This is a genomic window from Staphylococcus sp. HMSC065D05 (genome assembly GCF_001813195.1).
Taxonomy (GTDB): domain Bacteria; phylum Bacillota; class Bacilli; order Staphylococcales; family Staphylococcaceae; genus Staphylococcus; species Staphylococcus epidermidis.
Window position 1 is genome coordinate 1 of the sequence record NZ_KV811721.1, and the last position, 9,967, is coordinate 9,967.

At 26.4% G+C, this 9,967-nt stretch carries 10 protein-coding genes and 1 pseudogene; 7 read left to right on the forward strand and 4 right to left on the reverse strand.

The window, feature by feature from the left end; translation table 11 throughout:
• Positions 1-300: 300 nt before the first annotated feature.
• Both HMPREF2897_RS00930 and HMPREF2897_RS12005 read left to right on the forward strand, forming a co-directional pair.
• On the forward strand, positions 301-741 hold the full coding sequence (locus HMPREF2897_RS00930) for a DUF1307 domain-containing protein (protein WP_235318315.1): 441 nt from the start codon (positions 301-303) through the stop codon (positions 739-741).
• A gap of 337 nt (positions 742-1,078) precedes the next feature.
• A pseudogene (locus HMPREF2897_RS12005) lies at positions 1,079-1,847 on the forward strand (replication initiation protein).
• A gap of 711 nt (positions 1,848-2,558) precedes the next feature.
• Here HMPREF2897_RS12005 and HMPREF2897_RS00935 read toward each other — a convergent pair.
• Positions 2,559-3,329 (reverse strand): DUF536 domain-containing protein, encoded by a 771-nt coding sequence (locus HMPREF2897_RS00935; RefSeq protein ID WP_046044643.1) that lies wholly within the window; start codon positions 3,327-3,329, stop codon positions 2,559-2,561.
• A 390-nt stretch (positions 3,330-3,719) separates the two neighbouring features.
• Here HMPREF2897_RS00935 and HMPREF2897_RS00940 point away from each other — a divergent pair, with 390 nt between their 5' ends.
• A complete protein-coding gene (locus HMPREF2897_RS00940) occupies positions 3,720-4,658 on the forward strand; it encodes a replication initiator protein A (RefSeq protein WP_046044640.1) in 939 nt (312 codons plus the stop codon).
• A gap of 1,104 nt (positions 4,659-5,762) precedes the next feature.
• On the opposite strand, the gene HMPREF2897_RS00945 is transcribed toward HMPREF2897_RS00940, so the two are convergent.
• Positions 5,763-6,077 carry a hypothetical protein gene (locus HMPREF2897_RS00945; RefSeq protein WP_031770333.1) on the reverse strand — a complete coding sequence of 105 codons (315 nt, stop codon included), beginning with the start codon at positions 6,075-6,077 and terminating at the stop codon, positions 5,763-5,765.
• Between the two features lie 131 nt (positions 6,078-6,208).
• Between HMPREF2897_RS00945 and HMPREF2897_RS13230 the strand changes: the two genes are divergently transcribed.
• The 4 genes from HMPREF2897_RS13230 to HMPREF2897_RS12920 all read left to right on the forward strand — a co-directional run bounded on the left by HMPREF2897_RS13230 (position 6,209) and on the right by HMPREF2897_RS12920 (position 9,126).
• Entirely contained in the window at positions 6,209-6,697 is a 489-nt protein-coding gene (locus HMPREF2897_RS13230) for a MauE/DoxX family redox-associated membrane protein (protein ID WP_031770331.1), read from the forward strand.
• Between the two features lie 18 nt (positions 6,698-6,715).
• Positions 6,716-7,156 (forward strand): hypothetical protein, encoded by a 441-nt coding sequence (locus HMPREF2897_RS00955; RefSeq protein WP_031770330.1) that lies wholly within the window; start codon positions 6,716-6,718, stop codon positions 7,154-7,156.
• A gap of 19 nt (positions 7,157-7,175) precedes the next feature.
• Positions 7,176-8,894 carry an ABC transporter ATP-binding protein gene (locus tag HMPREF2897_RS00960; RefSeq protein ID WP_046044639.1) on the forward strand — a complete coding sequence of 573 codons (1,719 nt, stop codon included), beginning with the start codon at positions 7,176-7,178 and terminating at the stop codon, positions 8,892-8,894.
• Positions 8,895-8,970: 76 nt separating this feature from the next.
• Positions 8,971-9,126, forward strand: coding sequence for a hypothetical protein (locus HMPREF2897_RS12920; RefSeq protein ID WP_002485021.1), 156 nt, complete (start codon positions 8,971-8,973; stop codon positions 9,124-9,126).
• A gap of 179 nt (positions 9,127-9,305) precedes the next feature.
• Here the strand turns inward: HMPREF2897_RS12920 and HMPREF2897_RS00965 are convergent, their stop codons facing one another.
• A complete protein-coding gene (locus HMPREF2897_RS00965; RefSeq protein ID WP_031770370.1) occupies positions 9,306-9,596 on the reverse strand; it encodes a TOPRIM nucleotidyl transferase/hydrolase domain-containing protein in 291 nt (96 codons plus the stop codon).
• A 172-nt stretch (positions 9,597-9,768) separates the two neighbouring features.
• Entirely contained in the window at positions 9,769-9,927 is a 159-nt protein-coding gene (locus tag HMPREF2897_RS13235; protein WP_123985656.1) for an AAA family ATPase, read from the reverse strand.
• Positions 9,928-9,967 lie beyond the last annotated feature (40 nt).

Genomic DNA, 9,967 nt, shown 5'->3' on the forward strand with positions numbered 1-9,967 from the left:
TTCAAATCAAAATTTTGGTGTTTTAAAAGAAAAACGCCTCTGCAAGAACTAAAAATCAGACCTACTTTTTGAATGATTTTATATTAATTTTTAATTTGCATGTAGATGGGCAGTGTCTAAAAAATTCGACACTGGTTTTGCTAAAATTTTGTGATGTGAAATTAAAATATATTTATTTTACTCTCATTAAACCTAATATATTTTTAATTAATTTAAGTGTCATATACTTAGGGAAAAGGGTATATGATATTTTATATATTATTAAAATAAAGGAGATTAAATTATGAAAAAATTATTGGTTTGGTAGCAAGTATTGTTATTTTAATTACGTTATCTGCTTGTGGAAATAAAAAAACTAAAACATTTGTTGGAAAAAAAGATAATGTGAAAGTGGAGGTAACTTATACATATAAAGGGGACAGAATAATTAAACAAAAATCTGTAAATACTTTGAAATATAGTGATTTTGGTATTTCTGATGATGCATCTAAAAAATTGGTTAAGGAATCAATAGAGAGACAAAGTGAAAAAATACAAGACGTTAAAGGTGTAAAGGAATCTATTAAAGAGAATGATGAAGGATTCGTAGAAACTATAGATGTAGATTTTGAAAAGGCTGATATTGATACTTTAAAATCTAAAGGTATTGTTAATATTGCTGGTAATACAGGGACAAGCATTAGTATGAAGAAAACTGAGAAGAAAATGAAAGAAAATGGTTTTAAAGAAAAAGAAGACTAATTTTGACTTAATATATTTTATACACTTGGAATAACGTTAGCAAAATTTTTTATTTTTAACTCCTTTGTAATTATAGTGGTCAACAAAAATGATTGCTCAAGTTTTTTTGAAATGCATTTATATTTATTTGGCTCTCATTTGTGTTTTAAGGGCTAATTTAAAATTTTAGGTAATAAATTATATAAATAACTCTAATTTTTCAAAATCCCCCCTTAAAATTAAAAATAAAGAGCTACCACTTAAAATTTTGGTAGCTCTTACTCACTTTTTGGATGATATAAGTGAAAGATAATAACAGTAAATCAAGAAAAGATATTTTAATTATAACAGAGCATTTATGCCGAGAAAATTCATAAGTACAGAAATTAATATTTCTTAGTCTTTGCAATAAATTAAAAAAACATAGTGTCAAAGAAGTTACTATTCCTTTTGAAGAATTACGTCATTTAAGTAATTACTATTCATCGTTCTCAAAAAATTTTTTTAAATTTAGGACATGTTTATGGTAAATTGCTAAGTCTAACTTACATAGAACGAAGTGGTTTATCATTTAAAAAATTTGTACTATTTACTGGTTATGAAGTTGATGTATATACACAAAAACTTATCGTTAGTATTAATCCCAAATCTAAATATGTTTTAAATGAGATAATAGCAAATTTCACTAAATTTGAATTAAAAGAAATAACACATCTTAAATCTACATATTGTTTACTTTAAAATACAAATTTTTGATTTTAAAGAACTTTTAGATATCCCGAACAGTTATCGCATGACACATATTAACCAAAAAGTTTTAACGCCTATCATTAACGAATTAAGCTTTATTTTCAAAAATTTAAATATTAATAAAATCAAATCTAAAAAAGGACGTAAAATTGAATGGTTAGAGTTTACCTTTGACGCTGAGAAACGCATTCACAATAAACGACAACCCCAAAAGACTAAAAGTAGGTAAACAACGGCAATATATTAGTCGTGAGAAAACTCCTAACTGATTAGAAAATCCTACTTATAAAAATAAAGAACATGAAACTGATGATCCTCAATTTGAGAAAGAACGCGAGTTTTTTTTAAAACAACTTAAAATGGATTGGGAAGAATAGAGCAAAATAACGAAAAGTAACGAAAAACAACCATATACAACGAGATTGTTTTACAAAAAGCATAAGAAAGGATATACTGAAATTGACAAAAGAAAAGACACAAGTGCTGGTAACACTTGTGCCTTAGTAAGCCCGTTAAAAAGACGGTGACTTTCGATAAAAAATTTTTAAATAGACTATCTACTTGTCAAAGTGGAGATGGTCTATTTTTTTTGGTCGTTTCTAATTAATACTAAACTAATGATTGTCAAAACAATCATTAGCATTTCATAATCAGACAATGCTAGTCCTTTCTAGGAGCAAAAACCAAAACCATAGGCATCACCCCATTTTCATGAGATTAGCCACCATCAATCCAACTTGCTTACATTGATTATTATATAGATGTAAGTAAGTTTTTTAAAGTTGTGTTTAAATATATAACTTTTCAAGTATATACAGGCATACAGTATGCACGCATATTGTATGCAACACTTAGACATTGATGACTGAATAAAGATACAAAAATTCTCTTAATGAAAATGCATGAAAACGTGTGGTTAATGGAATGTATAAAACCTGAATAAACGATAATCACAAGACAAAGGCTTAAACGCTGTGAAATCAACGTTTAAGCCTTTTTGATGAGTTAACATAATTACTGATTATCAGAAGTTCTCACTATATAAAAGGCACTAAAAGTTATAAACTTTTAGTGCCTAATTAATTATTTTAGCTACCAAACAAACGTCTCCAAAACCCCTTTTTAGATGTTTCTTCTTTCCTATCCTCAGGCCCATTCTCTATTTCTTCAGATGGTTTATCATCTTTCGCTAATACGTCTTCGTTTTCACTGTCATCCTTTTTCTCTTCAGTTATATCCTTATGATTTACTTCTGCTTCTATTGGTTGGCTTTTCTTTTGTTGTTGGTTGATATTTTGAGGTTCTTCAGTAAAAGTTGCTTCTTGCGGATTAATGCTTTGTCTATCATTAGTCGCTGTATCAAAAGAGTAATTAAGCTGTCTTTCTTCTTCTAATTGATTTTCTAGTTTTTGAATCTTTTTATTACTTTCTAAAGCTAATATTTGTTGATTCTCCAACAGTTTATTTAATGTATTAACATTGCTATTTTGTTGATCTAGTTGTTTAGTTAAATTCTCAATATATTTTTCATCATTTTTAGCTCTAGTTTCAAAGATTTCTATTTGTTTTTCTAATTCATTTGCTTTTGTTTTTAATGTCTCAAAACTATTTGAATTATTATATATATACTTTTCAACCTCTGCAGTATTTTCATCAAATCTTTCTTTTTTTATTGATTTTTTATTTTGCGTTGTACTTTCTTTCTTAGTAATCTTTTCTATAATTTTCAAACAATCATTATCATTAATATAATTAATTCCATTTTCTTTTTCAAAAGATATATTTAAGCTTTTAGCATTATTAACAATAGTTTGTTTAGTTACATTCAATTCATCAGCAACCATTTTAATAGTTTTCATAACATCCATCCTTAGGTACCTAATTTAGTACCTAAATTTTACCACCTAAGAACCTAATTAGCCACCTATCGAAGATTTTCAACGCTTAATTAGGTACTAAACTAATAAACTTTATCATTTTGAAGTTGTAATGTGCTTTTAACTACACTTAAAACGCTTTATATACGATCTTAAAAGTGTTAATATTACTTTATGAATATTAAAAGAGCCGATGCTATTGGCGTAGCATCGACTCTCGGTAATAAAACGATTCGCATTCGTCTGTTTATATAATTTTTTGATACTTGTATTATATATATCTAATCATCTAAGTGCAAGCACAAAACATATAACTTACGTAAAAATTGTTTTATTACCTCAATCCAAAAAAGTGGAAATGAGGTTTTTATTATGCCCAATTTTGAGAAATACAATTTATCACAAGTAAAAACTGAAAGATTTTATCAACTACCTAAATATTTATTTGAAGATACATATTTTAAGAAAATGTCCGCAGAAGCCAAAATTATGTATGCATTATTAAAAGATCGTTTTGAATTATCCATCCAAAATGAATGGGTAGATAAAAATAATAACATTTACTTTATTTTCAGTAATAAACATTTGTGCGAGTATTTAGGTTATGCAGAGCAAAAAATCATAAAATTGAAAAAAGAGTTAATAAATTTTAATTTACTAACTCAAGAACGTGTTGGCCTTAATAAACCCAATAGATTATATTTATTAAAACCCAATTATGATATGGAAGTCAGTCATACCAAGGAACTTCCAAATTCACAGTTCCAGAACAATGAATTCGGAAGTTCTAGAACTGTGAATCTAAGTGGTCAAGAACTTCCAAATTCACAGTCTAATGATACTGACTTAAATGATACTGATAATATAGAAACTGATAATAATGATACGTATGATATGAATGATATATATAACAATTCAACAAGTCATAATCATTCGGATCATACAAATCATCAACAAATCGAATTTAATAATGATGCGCTTAAGTTCCAAGTACTCGAAGAATTGCCACAACAACTTCAAGATTATTTAAGTAAATTTGAAATTAGAGAAATCCGAATTATTAAAAGTGTATTACTCAAAGGGAAGAAATCATTTAATAATGCACATTATACCTATTATCGTTTAGAAGATGTTGAATTTGAAATTGTAAATGTGTTGAAACGTTTTAAAGCAATGCTGCTACAAAAGAATGAAACCGTCGAAACAATGCAAGGATATTTAATGCAATCCATTAAAGCTGAACTTGAAGAAACTCATGCACTTTATATGCGACGTCAAAATATGCCTATATATAATATTTTTAATGAATAATTAATATATTATTCATTAAATTCAAACTATTTTGCTGTTTTAAAAGAAAAATGCCTCTGCAAGAATTAAAAATCAGAACTACTTTTTGGATGATTTTATGCTAATTTTTAATTTGCATGTAGATGGTCCAGTGTCTAAAAATTCGGCACTGGTTTTACTCAAATTTTTGTTTGTGAAATACATTTATATTTATTTGGCTCTCATTTGCGTTTTAAGAGCCAATATAGGTTTTTAGGTATAAAAAGTATAATAACCCCTAATTCTTTAAAATGATCCCTTAAAATTAAAAAAGGGTATTTAAAATTTAATTAGTTCTTGTGATATATTTTATTTTTAAAAAGGAGCTCTAAATATTTTGAGGTTTTTGTATGTTTGTAAAAAATCATAGATATTTTAGTTGCTTTAGCAACAATTTTTGAAGAAGAAACAGCAAAATTATTAGCTAAGATTAAAGAGAAAAATAAAAAGTAGAAAAGTCAATAAAGCAATAAATTCTATAAAGTCATTGATATAAATAGTTAAGAGGTGGATATGACGATTATCGTTTTGTTATTATGCTCTATTATATTATTTTGTTTAGTAATTTATTTTTATAAAAAGAGCAATGATAATATTAAATTGAAGAAAAAAAAGAGAAAGCGCTAAATTTAAAGATTCTCGAATATACTAGTAAGGGTTATATTAATTCGTTAGAGGGCTTTGATGATTTATTACAAGTTCGTTTTAAAGATGAAGTTGAGTTTAATGAAATTAAAGGAAAATCTTCATTTATTGTGAATAAAAAATACTTATCCCAAAGTCACTTTAAATAAACTAACAAAAAGCGATTTGAAAAATATTTTGAAAATAGGATTTTTAATCTTATATGTTAATATATAGAGAGAAAAGGTAGAATCATTGATTCTACCTTTGAACATTCTTTGATTACGTTAGATTAACTATAAGCTTAGTTATAGAATAAATGAAGAACTATTTTTGTTTTATATTTATTTTAAATAAGTGTATTTAAAATTCGAATAACAATTGTGATGGGGGGATTTGTTCAAAAAGAAGTTTTTTTGGGCTATTAGTTTCTTTTATAACAATTTAATTCAACATATACTTTTACGTGTTTGTGTGAGAAAGCAACTCTGGCAATGGTGAAAACACGTAATAACCAACTAATATCCATACTATTGGCATAAAAATAAGAACAGTATAGTATAACCCTTTATAATTCTTTGAAGAATCACTTTTTCTATTTTTAATATAATAAAAAGTCGTTATAAGCATTGAAATAGTGAAAATAATAGTTATAATAACTAATAAATTATTACCGGCTCTTGTAGTTTCACCACCTAATACTATATCTTTTATTGCTACAAAAATCATGTTTATTAAAAATAGTAGACTACTAATTTTAAACATCTTTTCAAACATTAAAGCACCTCCTAAATATGGTTATACCTTATTTTAACATGTGTTACTATAATACCTTTTTCTTATTATAACTTCAAAAATTATGCCAAACGTTTTATCCTTTATATTATATACTTTTAGGAGTGGAATATATGGATATTCTATTTAGTATTGCTATAACTTACATTTTGATTCAAACATTGGTATCAGGAATTTTAAAAATTTATTCTTTTTCACATTTTTCTCTAAACACATATGGATTATTAAATCATAAGGTGAATTTAAAACTAATTAAATTTTGTTCATTTTTACTAATATTTATAGAAGTTTTTGTTCCACTAACTATATTTCTTTCACTGAAAATTTCTATATGGAGTATGACAATACTCTTATTAATGTATATTTTTTTTAGTTTATTTATAACGGTTTTAATATTTATAGGAAAAAAGGGCCAAGAATGTGATTGTTTTGGTACAAGATTAACAAGTAATATAAACTGGACCAAAGTGTCAATGAATATGCTTAGTGTATTAATTATATCTTGCTCTTTTAAATTTGATATCACCATACACGTATATTATATAATTATAAACTCTGTTTTTTTGTGTTTTTATTTCTATATAAAAACAATAATCAGATAGAAAGGGACGATGAAATTCATGGTATACATAATAGCTTTGTTACTGTTTGTTTTAATTATAAGCATCATATTTTTCTATAATAATATAAATAGAAAAATATTGGATTTGCAAGGCATCCCTATATCCTTACCTTTCCCATACAAAAATTTTAATTTAACAGAAAGTAAAAATTACATTTTTTGTTTAAGTACTCAGTGCCCCCACTGTGCTAAAATTATAGATGAGTTGCTGAGCTTAAATGACCACTTAAATAATGTCTATGTAATTTTTATAGACGATGAAGTTGCTGTAGATAACTACTTTAATACGAAAGGTTCATTCAATTTTAAAATTATAAAAGATATTAATTGGGAAGAATTATTCATTTCACAAACTCCATTTATGTATGTTGTAAATGAGAAAAATATCATTACTGAAAAAGGTATATTAAAAAACACTAAGAACTTAGAAATTTATTAAAAGTATTTTGGAGGATACTATGAAACAAAAAAACCCAGTTTTACATTTAGTTAATGAGATTGAAATTCCTAAATGGTTACTATTTTTCTCTGTTTTATTATCAGTAATAGGTAGTATATTTCAACTTATAGTTCCTTTATTCACTCAAAATATAGTTGATAATTTTTCAGAAGTCATAAAAAACAAATACTATATTATAGTATTTGTTTTCATTTTTTTGTTAAGTTCCATATTGAACGGATTAAGTATATATCTATTAACTAAATTAGGCGAAAATATAATTTATTCTCTAACTAACAAAGTTTGGAATCATATTTTAAGATTAAAAACGTCTTTTTTTGATAAAAATAGTAATGGTGAGCTATTAAGTAGAATTATAGATGACACTAAATCAATAAACAGTTTCATTACAGAAATTATACCATCTTTTTTTCCATCGATAATTGTACTATTTGGATCAATCTTTTTTTTATTTATGTTAGATTGGGAAACAGCTTTAATTGCTCTTATTTCAATACCTATGTATGTCATTTTAATAATACCAATAAGCAATGTAATGCAAAAACTTTCTTATAAAACACAACTTGAAACTGCTAAGGTTAGTGGTGTAATAGCTCATGTTTTATCTAAAATCAAATTAGTTAAACTTTCAAATTCAATTAATAAAGAGTTTCGTCAAACTAATTCATATTTACGAAATATATATTATTTGGGGGTGAAAGAAGGTGTTATCAATTCAATTGTAGTACCTCTTTCTACGTTAATTATGCTTGTTTCAATGGGTGGCGTATTAGGTTTTGGAGGATATAGAGTGGCATCTGGAGCCATATCTCCTGGCACGCTTATTGCTCTTATTTTTTATATGACTCAATTAACTGACCCTATTGAAAAAATATCTAGTCTCTTTACAGGATATAAAAAAACTATAGGTGCAAGTCAAAGACTTTCTGAAATATTAAGTGAAGAAAAAGAAAATTTACAAAATAATAATCTTAACATTTTAAATTCAGTAGATTTGTCATTTAATAACGTATCTTTCAGTTATGATGAAAGCAACCATGTTTTTACTAATTTATCCTTTACTATACCTAAAAATAAAATAACTGCTATAGTAGGTCCTTCCGGTTCTGGTAAAACAACTATTCTTAATTTGATTTCAAGACTATATGAAATTCAAAGTGGTTCAATTAAGTATGGAACTAATTCTATTTATGACTATTCTTTAATTAATTGGAGAAAAAATTTAGGATATGTTATGCAAAACTCTGGTGTATTGAATAGAACAGTGAAAAGCAATATTACTTATTCGCTACAAGAGACACCATGTATAGAAGATATCATTTATTATTCTAAGCTAGCGTCAACGCATGATTTTATAATGAAATTACCTAATGATTATAATACGCTTATTGGAGAAAAAGGAATTAATTTATCTGGCGGTGAAAAACAAAGGTTAGATATAGCTAGAAACTTTATAAAAACACCTGGGATTTTGTTGTTAGATGAAGCTACTTCAAATTTAGATAGCGAAAGTGAACACAAAATACAAGAATCTATAAAAAATGTTAGCAATGATAGAACAACAATAATAGTAGCTCATCGTCTTTCCACTGTACTAAAAGCTGATAAAATAATTTTTATCGATAATGGTGAAATTACAGGAATGGGTACTCATGCAGAGTTATTATCTAGACATTCAAAATATAAAAATATGATTGAGCTACAACAATTAAAGTAAGATATTCAGAATTATATGACATATACTGTTGAATATGTTATTCTCTAATCAAACATATATAAAGGAGGTATTCGTTATGGGTAAAACTCCACAAGTAAAGCCAGGCTTACCAAATCCTTGGACAACTGCAGCTCAAATTGTAACTGCAGCTTCTTGTAAACATCATACAAAATATTCTTGTGAAACGTCACCAGCAGAAACGAAACATCCAAAAGCTCCGGGCTCAAATTAAAAAAAGTGGCTAATTATTAGCCACTTTTTTTAATAAACCTTATTTTTTATAAATTGAATTAATACTTCATCTACAATTGATTTAGTCTTTTTCAATCATTTTCGTTAACTGAATTATAAAGTGGTTAGTAGAGGAATGCAAAGATTAGAATTAATCTACTATGCTTAAAAAATCATTTATCATTTCTGTAAATTCATACCTAATGTTACCATCGGAACCTTTATATTTTTCAACTTCTCTTTTTTAGTCAGATACATTTTTATTCCTTTCGATTCTAGCTCTTGCTTTTTCTCTCTATTTGCATTTTCATCGTTAGGTCCTATGTCAGAATCTTGTAATATACACCAAGGAATATTAAATTGTTCAATAACTTTTAAATTAATCCAAGATTTAAGATTTCCGCTACCACCTGTAGATAATAGTGCGAAACCTTTTTCTTCTAAATGTATATGGTATAGCATTACCTTCATTTAACTTATCACATAAGTGTCTTATAAAAATAATATCACTTTTTTCCTTCAACAAGTAAAATCGCTTTTTTATTCCTATCGATATTGTCCGGTAATACTCCTAAAGTAGAAACCATTTGTGAATATGCTTTATCAGTACCATATTGTATTTTATTGCGTTTATTATCAGAATCTATATGTCAAACTTTCTAATGGTAGCATAGATGCTAAATTTGGCGTATGGGTAGTTAATATTATTTGAGTTTGAAGAAAGAGAAAGAAATGACTCAATTAGCATTAATTGATGGTTGGGGTGTAATGATGTTTCAGACTCTTCAAAAGCATAAATAATATTTTGGGTTCTGTTGCAAAGTAAAAAATATAGCTAACCA

Bases quoted from the DNA above. Each gene is read 5' to 3' on its own strand.
- HMPREF2897_RS00935 (WP_046044643.1), bottom strand. From the start codon at position 3,329: ATGAAAACTATTAAAATGGTTGCTGATGAATTGAATGTAACTAAACAA.
- HMPREF2897_RS00940 (WP_046044640.1), top strand. From the start codon at position 3,720: ATGCCCAATTTTGAGAAATACAATTTATCACAAGTAAAAACTGAAAGA.
- HMPREF2897_RS00945 (WP_031770333.1), bottom strand. From the start codon at position 6,077: ATGTTTGAAAAGATGTTTAAAATTAGTAGTCTACTATTTTTAATAAAC.
- HMPREF2897_RS13230 (WP_031770331.1), top strand. From the start codon at position 6,209: ATGGATATTCTATTTAGTATTGCTATAACTTACATTTTGATTCAAACA.
- HMPREF2897_RS00955 (WP_031770330.1), top strand. From the start codon at position 6,716: ATGGTATACATAATAGCTTTGTTACTGTTTGTTTTAATTATAAGCATC.
- HMPREF2897_RS00960 (WP_046044639.1), top strand. From the start codon at position 7,176: ATGAAACAAAAAAACCCAGTTTTACATTTAGTTAATGAGATTGAAATT.
- HMPREF2897_RS12920 (WP_002485021.1), top strand. From the start codon at position 8,971: ATGGGTAAAACTCCACAAGTAAAGCCAGGCTTACCAAATCCTTGGACA.
- HMPREF2897_RS00965 (WP_031770370.1), bottom strand. From the start codon at position 9,596: ATGAAGGTAATGCTATACCATATACATTTAGAAGAAAAAGGTTTCGCA.